Origin of the sequence: Meridianimaribacter flavus (assembly GCF_004366715.1) — a bacterium.
Classification (GTDB): domain Bacteria; phylum Bacteroidota; class Bacteroidia; order Flavobacteriales; family Flavobacteriaceae; genus Gaetbulibacter_B; species Gaetbulibacter_B jejuensis.
On the sequence record NZ_SOQZ01000006.1, the window covers coordinates 216,092 to 232,500 of the forward strand.

Annotated in this window: 9 protein-coding genes, 2 tRNA genes and 2 rRNA genes (1 of these 13 cut by a window edge); 9 read left to right on the top strand and 4 right to left on the bottom strand. The window is 34.0% G+C overall.

Annotation, left to right across the window (positions count from 1 at the left end; genetic code table 11):
- Nucleotides 1-175: 175 nt before the first annotated feature.
- The 4 genes from A8975_RS12905 to A8975_RS12920 form a co-directional block, all read right to left on the bottom strand.
- Nucleotides 176-685, bottom strand: coding sequence for an OmpA family protein (locus tag A8975_RS12905; protein ID WP_161566760.1), 510 nt, complete (start codon nucleotides 683-685; stop codon nucleotides 176-178).
- Nucleotides 686-794: 109 nt separating this feature from the next.
- Nucleotides 795-1,844 (bottom strand): nucleoid-associated protein, encoded by a 1,050-nt coding sequence (locus A8975_RS12910; protein WP_131508991.1) that lies wholly within the window; start codon nucleotides 1,842-1,844, stop codon nucleotides 795-797.
- Between the two features lie 258 nt (nucleotides 1,845-2,102).
- Nucleotides 2,103-4,541, bottom strand: coding sequence for a DUF3352 domain-containing protein (locus A8975_RS12915; RefSeq protein ID WP_134201005.1), 2,439 nt, complete (start codon nucleotides 4,539-4,541; stop codon nucleotides 2,103-2,105).
- Between the two features lie 27 nt (nucleotides 4,542-4,568).
- Nucleotides 4,569-5,171 carry a ribonuclease HII gene (locus tag A8975_RS12920; protein ID WP_187347870.1) on the bottom strand — a complete coding sequence of 201 codons (603 nt, stop codon included), beginning with the start codon at nucleotides 5,169-5,171 and terminating at the stop codon, nucleotides 4,569-4,571.
- Nucleotides 5,172-5,369: 198 nt separating this feature from the next.
- Here A8975_RS12920 and A8975_RS12925 point away from each other — a divergent pair, with 198 nt between their 5' ends.
- The 9 genes from A8975_RS12925 to A8975_RS12965 all read left to right on the top strand — a co-directional run.
- A complete protein-coding gene (locus A8975_RS12925; protein ID WP_129761004.1) occupies nucleotides 5,370-8,405 on the top strand; it encodes a SusC/RagA family TonB-linked outer membrane protein in 3,036 nt (1,011 codons plus the stop codon).
- Nucleotides 8,406-8,417: 12 nt separating this feature from the next.
- A complete protein-coding gene (locus A8975_RS12930; RefSeq protein ID WP_131508994.1) occupies nucleotides 8,418-9,836 on the top strand; it encodes a RagB/SusD family nutrient uptake outer membrane protein in 1,419 nt (472 codons plus the stop codon).
- 17 nt (nucleotides 9,837-9,853) lie between these two features.
- Entirely contained in the window at nucleotides 9,854-10,669 is an 816-nt protein-coding gene (locus A8975_RS12935; protein WP_131508995.1) for a hypothetical protein, read from the top strand.
- Nucleotides 10,670-10,691: 22 nt separating this feature from the next.
- Nucleotides 10,692-11,543, top strand: a complete 852-nt coding sequence (locus A8975_RS12940) for a hypothetical protein (protein WP_131508996.1) — start codon at nucleotides 10,692-10,694, stop codon at nucleotides 11,541-11,543.
- Between the two features lie 114 nt (nucleotides 11,544-11,657).
- Nucleotides 11,658-13,622 carry a putative porin gene (locus A8975_RS12945; RefSeq protein WP_131508997.1) on the top strand — a complete coding sequence of 655 codons (1,965 nt, stop codon included), beginning with the start codon at nucleotides 11,658-11,660 and terminating at the stop codon, nucleotides 13,620-13,622.
- A 562-nt stretch (nucleotides 13,623-14,184) separates the two neighbouring features.
- Nucleotides 14,185-15,710, top strand: a 16S ribosomal RNA gene (locus A8975_RS12950).
- A gap of 83 nt (nucleotides 15,711-15,793) precedes the next feature.
- A tRNA-Ile gene (locus tag A8975_RS12955) sits at nucleotides 15,794-15,867 on the top strand.
- An 80-nt stretch (nucleotides 15,868-15,947) separates the two neighbouring features.
- Nucleotides 15,948-16,021, top strand: a tRNA-Ala gene (locus A8975_RS12960).
- 127 nt (nucleotides 16,022-16,148) lie between these two features.
- Nucleotides 16,149-16,409: ribosomal RNA gene (locus A8975_RS12965) — 23S ribosomal RNA — on the top strand; it runs 2,555 nt beyond the window's last position.
- Together the 16S and 23S rRNA genes with 2 tRNA genes alongside form the textbook arrangement of a ribosomal RNA operon.

A 16,409-nucleotide genomic window follows, 5' to 3' on the forward strand; every position in this document is an offset into this window, starting at 1 on the left:
ATTGTTTTTTGTTAATATAACACTAATATTTTCAGGGAAATAGTGGTTTTTAGGGTTGAAATAGAAGTTAAAAAGGGTACTTGTTTATTTTTAATGAAGAAGACAATAAAAAGGTGTTTTTAGAAGTGTAGGCGAGTAGAAGCAATGAATTATACACGTTGTTGTGAGCAGTATTTTATTGAGCAATAATTTCAAAATCTACTCGTCTATTTTCTTTATTTCCACTTTCCATTTTTGGCCCAAAAGGTCTGTCGTACTTTGCATCGAGTATTTCTATCCGATTTTTTTCAATTCCATTTTTTATAAATATAGCTTTTATAAATTCAGCACGTTCGAGTGATAAATTCGGCTTGTTTTCAATCTCAACAGAATCTGAATTTCCAATTATTCGGACTTTTATTTTTTCGTGTTTTATCATTGAACCTATAATATGATAAGTTTCTTTTAATTCAGATTTCGAGTTACAGTTTTGTTCAAAAAACACTGGATTTTCAAAACTAAAATCTATCATAATTCCTTTCTTTTCCATTTCCTCTTTTTCTTTCCACACAAGATTCCGTAATTCAGAAATTGAGTCAGCAGTTTTAATAAGAGTTTCGGTTGGTATTTTTTCTATTGATTTTAATTCCGCACAATTGTATTTTGTTCCTCTGCAAGAAGCGAGGAATAGAAGTGAAATTATCAAGTACAATGCGTTTCTCATATTACTTACAACTTCATAAAGATATGGATTGTTTTAATAAACTACATCGACTGTTAGACGAAGTTAATTGAAAATTTTTATAAAGTCAAGCTTAGCCTTCTTCGTTAAAAAACACTTTGTAATAGTGCATTTTTTTAGCTTCATCATAGCCTCTTTCTAAATATTCGGCAGAAGCATCAGGAGCATCAACATCTAGTTTTATTTGTATGTTGGTGTCTAGCTTTATTTCGGTTTTTATTTTTTGTTTTTGCTTTTTAAGTACGACCTCAGAGACATCAAACTGGTTTCTCAGCAATAGGTTATGGTCGCTTTCATAGGTTTTCTTGTAGTCTTCAAAAAGCTGTATTCTATCTTCGTCATCAAAGACGTCTTCTTTAAAGGTTTCAACGTTTATAATTTCGTTTTCCTTAAAAAAATCAACCGTTTTAGCTAAAAAGTTACTTTGCTCTTGACCTCCGAACTGTGGTTGCATTACATCTTTAGAGAACTCTCGGCACATTTCGATATAGTTTTTAGTGTGCTGGTTAGAGTCGTCAGGATATTTAACGTTTAAAAAGCTTTTAATCCAGTATTGTGTGTCGTAGTTGTTGTTGTCCACACTTAGCACAATTTTACCTTCGGTATCAGCGGTATTAAGTATTATGCAGCCTTTATCAACTTTTTTGGTGGCAATGCCTTTTTGTACAATAATATCGTAGCTATTGTTTTCTAAATAGGTTTGAAAAAAATGCGCTTTGTTTTCAATTTTAAAAATACCAACAGCGTCACACACATAGTCTTCATACTGTATATCATGAAGCATGCACACAATAACATCTCCTGTTTTTATTTGCGCAGAATTACTTTGCTCAAACAAATGTGTAACAATGTGTTTTGACACTTCAATAAAGTTGCTATCATCGTTAAGTAATTGAGACGAGTAGGTGTTGATTTCGTTAAGCTCAATATTAGAATGATGATTGAACCTGTAGGTTTCGGCTATGCTAGTAAAAGGTCTTAAAAGATAAGGTACAATAAGGTCGTAGCTAACTTCGTCAAAATCTATAAGTTGCTCAGAAAACGCGTTTTTTGTGCTGTTGAACTTATTACCGACTTTATGTAAGATGCATTTTGAAATAGATGCTTTGTTGCGCTTTATCATAGTATTTTTTTAAGGATACAATAGTACTAAAATTAGAGTTATTTTAAACAAAAAGCGCCAAAGTTTCCTTTGGCGCAATGAAGACTCAGGGACTTGAGATTTGGTTGCTATAATCTCATAACAAACCATCACCTACATGAGGATTGTCCGCTGTATAGTTAATAAAAGGTGTTTGAAAAAATTGTATTGTAATTGATTGATTAATAGCGTTTTTAAAAGTACAAAATTGATTTTTATATACAAAGAAAATGACGCTAATTAATTGATTTGATACAAAATAATGCTGTTGGTGTCGCCTTTGGTTACCACTTCAAGATTTCGGTCTTTATCAATATTATCCAATACAATAGCTGAATTACCATAAATAGGGAAATTGGCTATGGACTTTGCTTGACTGTCAAACAAGTAAATTTTCTTGGATTGAAGATCGGTAGTGGTGACATAAATCTTATCGTAAATGTAGAAAATTTGTGGTTCAGTGTATTCGCCATAATCTAGCTCAACCGTTTTAGATTTTATGTCTAGTTTATTTTCAGACAAAGTAACTAAGGTCTTACTGGTTGTGGTAAGCTTATGGTTTTCCTTTAAGTTAAGATTAGCACTACTAAATTTACCGTTTTGGTCAATTTGTATTAAAACACCATTGTTTGTTGTAGTGGTAAACTTGTTGTTGTATAGGTAAATATTGTTGTTTGAAAAATCGATATCAGTACTTGCTTTAACTCTTGTTTTTCCTGTTCTGTCTAGGATTTCGAGTTTTTTACCTTGTGAAAACACAATATAATCTTTGTTTCCAATTCTAAAATGTTGCGGTTGTGTATTGATAGTGCTTGGTGCTTTTTTATACGTAAAGCCTTTAACTATTTTTCCGTCTTTATCATACATTAAAAGCGATTTGCCTTGTGTAACCAGCAAACGGTAGTTTTTCTTTTTATCATAGTCAAATACTGAAAGCGGTTGCGTTATTTGGTCATTAAACTTCAACGGAAAACCAGAAACGTCTTTACCATTTCTATCTAAAACATAAACTCTGTTTGAAGTAGCAAATACCAGTTGAAGTCTACCGTTTTTATAGCTATCAATTTGCTCAATAGTACCAAGTATTTTTCCTTCAAGCTGCTTTTTCCAATAAATTTTACCATCGTTAGAAATGAGGTAAAGATTGTTTTTTACATCTTGTACAACAATGTCTTTTTGATTGTTGGTATGGTTGGTAACTAGTTGCGGATTGGTAAGTAAATCATCTTCTAAAGTAATCGTGGTTTCTTCAGAAATACTATTGGAAATACGCTTTGCTTTGTGCTTTTTAATAATAGCGTTTACATGCGCAAAATCGGTGTCATAAATATATTGAATTGCAGACGATTGATAACCTGATAAGTCAAGGGTTTTTTCTTCTGAAAAATTGGTGTTTAAAACAGTGTTAAGTCTTGAAGCATTTCCGTAAATTAAAATAGAAGCTTCGTCACTTAAATTTTGCATAATACGACTGTAATGATCTTGTTCAAAAAGCGTAGTGTTATTTTGATAATTTGAAATGATTTCTTTTAAAAAATCAATGTCATTTGAAAATACAAAAAAGTCCTCAATTTTCACAAAATTTGAAGCCGAAGAATTGGTGATTAAAGGCGAGAAATAATTGCTGATTAATTCAGGTGATTTAAACTCGTAAACATCAATGTCTCTATAGGTTTCAATAGGGTTGGATGTGTCTAAATTAGAAGCAGTTGTTGTAGGGTCTAATGAGTTGAAAAACACTGCTGTTTTATTGTTAGAATATAGTGTGCCAACCTCTATAATATTGTCAAAAATTTCGGTTTCAATTTCAGTAGAATCTTTAGGGTAGAACTTATCTAAATTTTCTTTAAAAATTTTAATGTCATTAAACGTGTAACTTACAAATGCATCAGTATCTTTTGGACTAATTTTACTAATCAAATTTTCTTGCGGAAATGTACCTTTAAAACTGTTTATTAAGCTTTGTGATGAGTCGGTTGCTTTTGTAATTCCGTTGCTTAAAATATCGTCTTGCAACACATCAACATCCAGCATTAAATAATTGCTAAACTGTAAATTGTTTAAAGAATCAGAAACAAAAGCTTTTGGGAAGTAGTTTTGACCTTTAGATTTTGAAATTATTGAAAAGGTTTTAGAGTTGTCGGTTGTTGAGTAAATTTTTCTAAACTCGTCATCAACAGTATTGTTGTTCTCAATAGAGGACTCTAAAATCTTAAGCCTGTTGGATGCAATAAAAATACTATCAACAATTGCGCTGTAAATAATCTTATTGTTAATAGTAGACTTAGTTATAGATTTAGTTTTTGAAGAAACCGTTTCTGAAATTATATTCGGAATAGAGTCGGTTTTAAAAATATCTTTATGAAATCTGCTAATAACAGAAAATTCTAAACTATCGTTAGCATCTTTATTAAGGCAAATTAAAACATCGCTGTTTGGATTGAAATAATCCAGCGGTTTGAAGTTTTGCTCTAAATTTTTGAATTCAGAATAACTTGAGAGCTTATCAATTAACGTATTGCTTTTTAGTCCGCTTTTTAAACCTTCAATGTTTTTTGATTTTATAACAAGAGTAGCATTGCTTGGAATAAGATCAACAAGTTTCTTTGCTTTATTACTGTTGTTGTCACAACTTGAAAATAATACAGCAAACATAAAAAATGCAAATAGGTGTTTCATTAAGAGGGTTTTTGCAAATATAAAAAGTTATAAGTCTAATTTTAATTGTTCGGGTAATAATCTAAACGAAGTTCTATGATGTTTTGTTATACCATAATTTTCAATGGCTTTTCTGTGTTCTTTCGTAGGATAGCCCTTGTTTTGAGCCCAATTGTATTCAGGGAAATCTTCATGTATTTGCTCCATGTACAAGTCCCGTTCGGTTTTAGCGATTATGGATGCAGCAGCAATGCTAAGGTATTTACTATCTCCTTTTATAATTGTTTCGTGCGGAATACTATTATAAGGTTTAAACTTGTTACCATCAACAATTATAAATTCTGGTTCAATGCTTAGGCCTTCAATAGATTTGTGCATTGCTAAAATAGACGCATTTAATATATTGATTTTATCAATCTCATCTTGCCAAACATGAGTATAGCATAAAGCAAGAGCTTCTTGTTCTATAATAGACTTAAGTTTAAAACGATTTTTGTGAGATAGCTGTTTAGAATCGTTAAGTAATGAGTTTTTAAATGATTTAGGAAGTATGACAGCAGCAGCTGTAACAGGGCCAGCTAGACAGCCTCTGCCTGCTTCGTCAGTTCCACATTCAAGAGTATGTTTTGAAAAGGTGTGTATAAGACTCAAAAGTAAATTTTTGTTAAAAATAAAACATTAGAAAGAAATCAAATAAAAATTAAAAATGCTAAAAACTTAATGTAAATGTTAAAATTGCTAAAACATTAAGTTTCATGGTGGTTTTGTTAACATTTTTTTATGAGAAACACTTGGATATTTAATATATTATTAAGATGTTTGCGCTAGACTAACTCAAATAATTGTTTTATGAAATTAAAGTTAACATGGTTAATGACGCTATTTATGGCGTTTGTGATGCAGTTTTCTTTTGCACAAGAGAAGACTATCACTGGAACAGTTACATCAGCAGCAGATGGTTTACCATTGCCTGGTGTAAATGTAATTGTAAAAGGAACTACTAGAGGAGTTCAAACAGATTTTGATGGAAATTATTCTATTCAAGCTAATGTTGGAGAAACTTTAGTCTTTTCTTTTGTAAGTATGAAAACTACCGAATTAAAAGTAGGAGCAAGTAATACTATTAATTTATCAATGGAAGAAGATGTTGCGGTATTACAAGAAGTTGTTGTTGTAGGTTTCAATACGAAATCTAGAGATCAATTAACTTCAGCAGTATCAAACGTAACTTCTGAAGACCTTGAAAGAATTGCACCTTCTGTAAGTATTGATAATATGCTTCAGGGTCAGGCATCTGGTGTTCAAGTAACAGCTCAGAACGGTAAGCCTGGTCAAACGGCATTTATACGTGTTCGTGGTATTGGATCAATTAACGCTGGTAACCAACCATTATATATTGTGGATGGTGCTCAGATTAACGAAGAAGATGTAAATGCTATTAACCCTAACGAGATTGAAAGTATCAGTGTTCTTAAAGATGCTGCTTCTACATCTATTTATGGTGCTCGTGGTGGTAATGGTGTTGTACTTATCACAACTAAAAGAGGTGGTAAAGACAAAGATGCTGTTTTTAGAATTAACTCAAGAATTGGATTTAACAGAAGACTTAAAGACAATTTTGAAATGATGAATGCAGCTCAAAAACTTCAGTATGAAAGAGAATTAGGAGCTTACGGTTTAAACGTAGGTGAAGGTTCTTCTATTAGTTCTGATGCAGAGTATAATCGTTTAGTTGCTTTAGGGCACAACTGGGAAGATGATTTATTACAAGATGGTGTTGTACAATCTATTAGTTTTTCTGCACAAGGTGGAGAAGATAAAACTAGATATTTCTTCTCATTAGGATATGATGAAGATACTGGTATTATTGAAACTTTAGACGCTTACAACAGACTTTCTGGTCGTTTAAACGTTGACTATGATGCTAAAGAGTGGGCAACAATTGGAACAAGTTTATCTTTCTCATCTATTGAGACTACAGATCCAAGAGATAGAAATAACGTTCAAAACCCATTTAGAGCTATTTATGATTACAATCCTTATGAAACTGTATATGTACAGGATGATGCAGGTAATTTAATTTTAGATGCTAACGGTCAGCCACAGTTTAACGCAACTTCTGCAGGTTATCCTGTTCTTGCTGAGCTTACTCAAAATATATCTTCAAGATTCTACAATCGTGTGATTGGTAACTTATTCTTAGATTTAAGATTACATGATAACTTAACATTTAGAACTCAAGGTTCAGGTGTTTACGAACAATATAGAAGAGAAAACTACTTACAACCAGGATCTGTTTTAGATTTAATTGTTAACGGAGGAGTTCCTACAGGTAGTAAAACTGATAATGGAAGCTTTGACTTCACATATACTTGGTTAAACAAGTTAACGTATAACAATACATTTAATGAAGTACACAATTTAGAAGTTACTGCATTAACTGAATATATTGCTAATAACTTCAGATCTTATTCTGCTAATGGACAAGGGTTCACTGTAGGAGGACCATCTGTTTTAGATGCAGCAGCAACTCCTTTTGCAGTAGCTGGAGCACGTTCAGAGTACTCAATATTCTCTGTTGCAGGAAACGTTGATTATAACTACGATGATAGATATATCGTTACAGGTACTATTAGACGAGATGGTTCATCTCGATTTGGTAAGAATACAAAATACGGTACATTCTTCAGTGGTAGTGTTGCTTGGAATATCTCAAACGAAGAGTTTTTAGCAAATAACGATATAATAAGCAACTTAAAGTTAAGAGCATCAGCTGGTACTTCTGGTAACGACCAAATTGGACGTTATGCTTCAATTACCACTTATGGTCCTGTAGCTTATAACAATGGACTTAATGGTATCGTTCCTTTTAACATTGGTGATCCTAACTTAAGTTGGGAGGAGAACTTTAACTACGGTGTAGGTGTTGAGTTTGGTTTATTTAAAAACAGAGTAAGAGGTTTAATCGATTATTATAACAGAACGACTTCTGAATTATTACTTAACGAGCAATTACCGTTTACAACTGGTGGATATGCAGTTACAGGTAACCTTGGTGAAATGGTTAATAAAGGTTGGGAATTTGAATTATCAGCTGATATTATCCGTAACCAAGACTTTAGATGGACAGTATCTGGTAACTTAAACCTTTATGATAATGAAGTTACTAAGTTAACTAACACAGGTGAGGATTTATTTACTACTTCTAACTATTACACAATTCTTAGAGTTGGAGAAGAAGTTAACACATTCTACATTCCTAGATATGCAGGAGTGAATCCAGCAAATGGTGATGCTTTATATTATGATACTGATGGTAATATTACTAATGAAGCTGCAGGTAATGAAGTAGCATTGTCTGGTAAGTCTCCATTTGCAGAATTAGACGGAAGCATTAGCACAACATTAGATTATAAAGGATGGGATTTATCAGCTAACTTTTATTTCAAGCAAGGTAACTATATTTATAACTTGATGGAAATGAACATGTTAAGTGATGGTGATAATGCTAATTCAAACCAAAGAGTAGATGCATTTAACTATTGGACAACTCCTGGTGACACTAACGTACTTCCTAGACCAAATAATGACACTAATCAAACATCTGATAGATTTTTACAAAAAGGTGATTACATTAGATTAAGAAGTTTACAGTTAGGATATAATCTTCCTAGTAAGTTCACAGAAAAAATGTCAATCGATGCTTTAAGAATTTATGTTTCTGGAACTAACTTATGGACATATGCACCTCACTATAAAGGTGATCCAGAAGTTGGTATTGGTTCAGGTGAAACACAAGGAACTAATGTAATTCCTGGGGAGTTCTCACTTTACAGTTACCCTACAACAAGAAACCTATCTTTAGGAATCGATTTAAAATTTTAAAAAATATTTGATATGAAAAAATATATTTATTTGTTAACATTAAGTTTAATCTTTTTCTCTTGCGATGAAAGATTAGATTTGAATCCTTATGGTTCTACAGGTGCAGAGGTTGCTCTTGTAACACCAGCTGATTTTGAGAACGCCATTAATGGTATGTATACTCAAATGGAGTCAGCAAACTATTATGGAGCTAACTTTATGTCTTTTCCAGACGTATTAACAGACAATTTGATTTATAACCCAGATGGGAGACAAACTCAAAGAGTAACATACGAGTGGAGATATAATGCAAATGCTACACAAGGAGCTTTTATGGCTCAAGCATACAGAGTGATTCAACAAGCTAACTTTATTTTAGAAAATATTGACAGACTTGAAGAAGGAAGTCAAAAAGATAATATTAGAGCACAGGCTTTAGCTGGTAGAGCATTATCTCATTTTAACTTATGTAATTTGTTTGGTAAAATACCAACACAATCTGCTGATGCAGGGAGTGCTTTAGGTATGCCTTACTTAACTAGTTCTGATATTCGTCAAACACCGGCTAGAAATACAGTTAGCGAAGTTTATGATAATATCATAACTGATTTACAAACAGCAGCTAGTCAAATTAGCTCTGAAAATGGTATTGAAAGATTTAACAGAAATGCTGTATATGGATTATTATCTAGAGTTCATTTATATGCAGGAAATATGCCAGATGTTGTAACTGCAGCTAATCAAGTTACTGCAAGTGTTAGTACAACTGCAAACTTTCCAAGTATTTGGGATGATTCAAGTGATGACGGTGTGCTTTTTGAATTAAAAAACTTCGATGCTGATACTAATGTATCAACAGGAGTACCATACAGTCAAACATTAACTGACGGAATTTATTCTGAGTACGTTGTTGAATTTGGATTAAACAACTTATATCAGCCATCTGACATCCGTAGATTTGCTTATATTGATACTAGTCCATTTGGTTCTACTGGAATTTACAACCACGTAGCAAAGTATTTATCTAGCTCTGTTAACACTGGTTCAGGTGTAGTAGACTCTAAGGTAATTAGAGCTGCTGAAGTTCAATTAAACAAAGCAGAAGCTTTAGCGTCAATGACAGGACAAGATGGTGCTGCTTTGGCTGCATTAGATTTAGTAAGATCTAACAGATATGCTGGTTTTGTTAGTGGTGGAGAAACTGGACAAGCACTTAAAGATGCTATTCAGTTAGAAAGAAGACTTGAGTTAGCTTTTGAAGGTCACCGTTTCTTTGACGTTAAGAGACAAGGTTTACCTATCAACAGAACTAATGCTGGTGAGTTTTTTGATGGAACAGGAACACCTCCATTATTCTTAACACTTACTGCTTCTGATCACAGATTTCAATTACCTATTCCAAAAAGTGAAATTGATGTAAATCCTAACATGGAGCAAAACCCAGGATACTAATTATAAAAATCAAAGCAATGAAAAAAATATTTTATTTATCAGTCATTCTTTTGTCAATGGTATTAGTATCATGTGATGAAGATGATAACGTACACCAATATACTGGTAACAGTGTTGTATATTTTGATGGAGCAACTACTTCTTCATTATTAGTTCCAACTGCTGGAGCGACTAAAGAAGTTGTATTAGTTGCAACTAATTTGAGTGATGCTGCACGATCTTTCTCTGTGTCTGTTGATGCAGAATCAACTGCACAAGAAGGTGTTGATTTTAATTTAATGACTAACTCAATTACTATTGCTGCTGGTGAGTACTCTGGTTCATTAGTTATAGAAGGTCTTTACGATGGTGCAGATCCTGACGGAACACGTTTAATATTAAACTTAGATTCTGAAAATGCTGAAGTAGCAGGTTTTAGTAATTCTTATAGCTTAGATATCTTTAAGCAATGTGAGTCTGATTTATCAGGTTCTTATTCTGTAACTACTACTTACGGTTATCATGACTTTTTACCAGATTATAATCCAAGTACAATAGATGCTGATATTACTGAAGTTGATGCTGGTGTTTATTCTGTATCTGATTTCTCTGGTGGATTGTATAGCGAAGGTCCTTATGCTGGTGCATATGGAACAGATGCGGCAGATAACACATTAGTTTTTACAGATTTCTGTGGAAATATAAGTTGGGAAGGTCAAACAGATCCATGGGGTGATATTATTCCATTAGATGGTGGAACTAATTCTGTTGATTCAGGAACAGGTGTGATTACATTATCTTGGTATTGTACAGGTTATGGAGAAAATGGAGTTTCAGTTTATACTCCTCAATAACATTTAATTTAACACTATTATTATGAAGAAAATATTAAAAATAAGTTTAGTTCTATTAACATTTATTGGGTTTGTATCTTGTGATAGTACAGATGATGATACAAGCTATTTAGATAATAGAACTCCTGTAGCATATTTTGTGCCAGGAAATAGTGGAACACTTTTAGTTGAAGAAGAGGCACCTGCAGTATACACAGTTACAGTAGGTATATCTGAAGCTCAAGCAACAGATAGATCATATGTAGTTTCTGTAGATCCTTCATCAACAGCTCAAAGTGGTGTAGACTATAGCATTAATCTTAGTAACCTAGTAATTCCAGCAGGTTCTGTTGTAGGAACTTTTACTGTAACAGGTATTTATGCAGGAACTACTTTAGCAGGTAGCTCATTAAAGCTTAATTTAGACAGTGTTGAGGAAACTAGTGTTTTAGCTAGAAGTCAATTCAATTTGTCAATTTTTAGATCATGTCCAGTAGATTCTGATTTCTTAACTGGTTCTTACATGATGCAACAAATATCAGGAACGGCTCCTTTTGGTATCGGTTCTGCTTTTGGAGGTAATCAAATTGTTGACATAACTGCAGATGCTAACACGCGTACATTTAATTATGTATACGCTCCAGGATCTTTCGATTCTCCTTATTTCATGACATTAGACTTAATATGTGGTAATGTATTTGTTTCTGGAACTATTCAACCAGGTAATGGTACATTAGGTTGTGGTAATGGTAGTATTGGTCAATCTACAGGTTCTACACCAGGAACATATGATTCTGAAGACGATTCTGAAGTAACTGTAAATATTTTAGATTTTGAACCAGATTCTGGTTGTGCTACTAATTATGAAGCTGTAATCAAGCTTATTAAGCAGTAAATACAAATCATATTTTAAAAAAACCCACTTTTAAAGTGGGTTTTTTTATACATAATATTCACCTATAATTCTCGTTTTAAATATTTACTTTTGCATCAAGTATATCAAAAGCATATGAAAAACCTTCTTTGTATTGTATTATTTTTTTTTAGTTTAAAAGGATTAGCTCAAGAAATTTCTGTTGATAAAGCTGCATTAAAGAGAAATCAAGTTGTCAATGATACTATGCGAAGTTCAAATAAGAGTACTTCAAATAAAAATATAAAGAACCAAGATGCTACAATTGACTTATATAAAATAATATCTTTTGAAAACGATACCACTATTGTTGATACTACTTTAACAATAAAAAAGGAGTATAAGTTTAACTATTTAAGAAAGGATAATTTTGAACTACTAAACTTTTCTAATCTTGGACAGACATATAATACATTAAGTTCTAATTTTTACTCCGAGAGAACAATGCCTCTTTTTGGAGCAAGAGCAAGACATTTTAATTATATGGAAATTGAAGATATTAATTATTATCACGTTCCAACCCCCTTTACAGAACTTCTTTATAAATCTGCTTTTGAACAAGGTCAACTATTAGACGCCTTCTTTACTGTTAATACTTCTGAACAACTAAATTTTTCTATTGCATACAAAGGACTTCGTTCGTTAGGAAAATACCAGCACATATTAACAAGTACTGGTAATTTTAGGTTTACTACCAATTACACTACAAAAAATAGAAGATACAAGGTTAGAGCTCACATTGTCATGCAAGATTTAATGAACCAAGAAAATGGAGGTTTGCAAGATGAAGACTTAGTAAATTTTGAAACTGGAGATGAAGAGTTTTTAGACCGTTCTGTATTTGACCCAAATTTTGAAAATGCTGAAAGCATACTAGAAGGTAAGAGGTTTCATCTAGAGCACCAATACCAAATCACCAAAGCTCAAGACTCAATAGCAAATAATACCCTAATAATCGGTAACAATATTTCTTTTGAAGATAAATACTATCAATTTACGCAAACTACACAAAACGATTATTTTGGTGACGCTTTTTTAAGCAGTAGTATTAATGACAAAGTAACTTTAGAAGATTTCTACAATAGGTTTTATGCAAGTTATCATAATAAAGATATTGGTCATTTAAGATTAAATCTCGATTACAATAATTTTAACTATGGATATGATACAGTTGTGTTTTTAGATGACAATAGTATCACTAATAGAATAAAAGGAGATGTTTTATCTGTAGGAGGAGCATATAATAAATCTTTCAACAAGTTTAGTATAGAAGGAGAACTAGGGGTTAACGTTTCTGGAGATTTTGAGGGAAACTTTTTTAAAGCTAAAGCCTCCTATAAAATTAATGACAATACTAAAGCTTTAGCAACATTCAATTCAAGTTCTAGAGCACCAAATTATAACTTTCAATTATACCAAAGCGACTATTTAAACTATAATTGGGATAACACTAGCTTATTTAAAAATATTAATACACAACAAATAGCTTTTCAATTACAGTCTAAAAAAATTGCAAACCTTTCTTTTGATTATACTATAATTGATAATTACACCTATTTTCAAAAAGAAACTGACACTACGTTTGTAAAACCATATCAAGCTAATTCCTCAATTAATTATTTTAGATTAAAACTTAATAAAGAAATTAAGTATGGGAAATTTGCATTAGACAACACCATCATGTATCAAGAAGTACTAAATGGAGAAAACATATTAAATGTACCAAAAATAATAACTAGGAATACATTATACTATTCTAATCACTTCTTTAAAAAAGCACTCTATTTACAAACAGGAGTCATATTTAATTATTTCTCCGAATATAATATGAATGCTTACGATCCAATACTTGCTGAATTTTACGTTCAAAACAATACTAAAATAGGAAACTTTCCAAGGCTAGACTTTTTTATCAATGCAAAAGTTCGTCAAACAAGAATCTATTTAAAAGCAGAACATTTTAACTCAGCTTGGACAGGTTATAATTATTACTCGGCTCCCAACTATCCATACCGAGACTTCACAGTAAGATTTGGTATTGTATGGAACTTCTTTCTATAAACTTTTATTACACCTATACTATACATAAAGATAATAGAGATTAATAGTGTAGAGTTATTTTGTGTGTTTTAAGTTTATGTATATATGTGTTTAAAGTGTGTATTTTAGTTTAATGTAGTTTTCCAGGAAGTATAAATGATAAGAATATTACATGTAAAGTATTGGTTTATAGAGTGGGCGAAATTTTTCGAGAAAAACATTAAAAAAAAGTAAAAAAAAGTTTGCGATAAAGAAAAAATAGGTTGTATATTTGCAGCCGCTAAAAACGGGAACGTTGAGGCAAAAAGTTCACAAGAAATACTGATTAAGAAAAGGGTTTTGGATTGTTTCGAAAAAATTTTCAAAAAAAAATCAAAAAAGATTGTGGGATAAAAAAAAGGGTTTTATATTTGCACCCGCTTAACCGATAAGACGGTTTAGAAGAGAAGATAAAAGTTCATTAACATATTGAATTGACAGCGTAAAATTAGCATTGGAAACGATGTTAATTAAACAAAAGAATAGACCATTTTGAGTACTGAATAAAATTCCATATTAGTTGTTAAATAATATTTAAGATTTAACGATGAAGAGTTTGATCCTGGCTCAGGATGAACGCTAGCGGCAGGCCTAACACATGCAAGTCGAACGGTAACATGGAAAAGCTTGCTTTTCTGATGACGAGTGGCGCACGGGTGCGTAACGCGTATGCAATCTACCTTTTACAGGGGGATAGCCCAGAGAAATTTGGATTAATATCCCATAGTATCAAGAGTCGGCATCGGCATTTGATTAAAGATTTATCGGTAAAAGATGAGCATGCGTCCTATTAGCTAGATGGTGTGGTAACGGCACACCATGGCAACGATAGGTAGGGGCCCTGAGAGGGGGATCCCCCACACTGGTACTGAGACACGGACCAGACTCCTACGGGAGGCAGCAGTGAGGAATATTGGACAATGGGCGCAAGCCTGATCCAGCCATGCCGCGTGCAGGAAGACTGCCCTATGGGTTGTAAACTGCTTTTATACGGGAAGAAACACTCCCTCGTGAGGGAGCTTGACGGTACCGTAAGAATAAGGATCGGCTAACTCCGTGCCAGCAGCCGCGGTAATACGGAGGATCCAAGCGTTATCCGGAATCATTGGGTTTAAAGGGTCCGTAGGTGGATAATTAAGTCAGAGGTGAAATCCTGCAGCTCAACTGTAGAATTGCCTTTGATACTGGTTATCTTGAGTCATTATGAAGTGGTTAGAATATGTAGTGTAGCGGTGAAATGCATAGATATTACATAGAATACCAATTGCGAAGGCAGATCACTAATAATGTACTGACACTGATGGACGAAAGCGTGGGGAGCGAACAGGATTAGATACCCTGGTAGTCCACGCCGTAAACGATGGTCACTAGCTGTTCGGATTTCGGTCTGAGTGGCTAAGCGAAAGTGATAAGTGACCCACCTGGGGAGTACGTTCGCAAGAATGAAACTCAAAGGAATTGACGGGGGCCCGCACAAGCGGTGGAGCATGTGGTTTAATTCGATGATACGCGAGGAACCTTACCAGGGCTTAAATGTAAGTTGCATGATTTAGAGATAGATCTTTCTTCGGACTACTTACAAGGTGCTGCATGGTTGTCGTCAGCTCGTGCCGTGAGGTGTCAGGTTAAGTCCTATAACGAGCGCAACCCCTGTTGTTAGTTGCCAGCGAGTAATGTCGGGAACTCTAGCAAGACTGCCGGTGCAAACCGTGAGGAAGGTGGGGATGACGTCAAATCATCACGGCCCTTACGTCCTGGGCTACACACGTGCTACAATGGTAGGTACAGAGGGCAGCCACTGCGTGAGCAGGAGCGAATCCTAAAAACCTATCACAGTTCGGATCGGAGTCTGCAACTCGACTCCGTGAAGCTGGAATCGCTAGTAATCGGATATCAGCCATGATCCGGTGAATACGTTCCCGGGCCTTGTACACACCGCCCGTCAAGCCATGGAAGCTGGGAGTGCCTGAAGTCCGTCACCGCAAGGAGCGGCCTAGGGTAAAATTAGTAACTAGGGCTAAGTCGTAACAAGGTAGCCGTACCGGAAGGTGCGGCTGGAACACCTCCTTTCTAGAGAAAGACGACTAATAAGGAAGTTCAAAAAAGGAATAGTCTGTTCTTTTGCTGTTAATTTAAATGATCTATTATAGTAGAGTCTCATAGCTCAGCTGGTTAGAGCGCTACACTGATAATGTAGAGGTCGGCAGTTCGAGTCTGCCTGAGACTACTAAATTAATAGGAAATTCTGGAAGTTGAGTAGTGGTTATAGTCTAACTACTAACTACTATGTACTAACGACTAGTATATGGGGGATTAGCTCAGCTGGCTAGAGCGCCTGCCTTGCACGCAGGAGGTCATCGGTTCGACTCCGATATTCTCCACAATAGCGAAAGCTAAAAAGTTCATTGACATATTGAAAAAGATACATGAAAATTAGATAGAAATATTTAATAAAATTAAATTATTGTAACGAGCAATAATTGTAACTCATTAAAAAGACAAGAAGTACAATAAGCTAAATAAGAGCGTATGGGGAATGCCTAGGCTCTCAGAGGCGATGAAGGACGTGATAAGCTGCGAAAAGCTGCGGGGATTGGCACATACAAATTGATCCGCAGATATCCGAATGGGGCAACCCAGCATGTTGAAGACATGTTATCCGTAAGGAGGCGAACCCGGAGAACTGAAACATCTAAGTACCCGGAGGAGAAGAAAACAAAAGTGATTCCGTTAGTAGTGGCGAGCGAACGCGGAACAGCCCAAACCAGT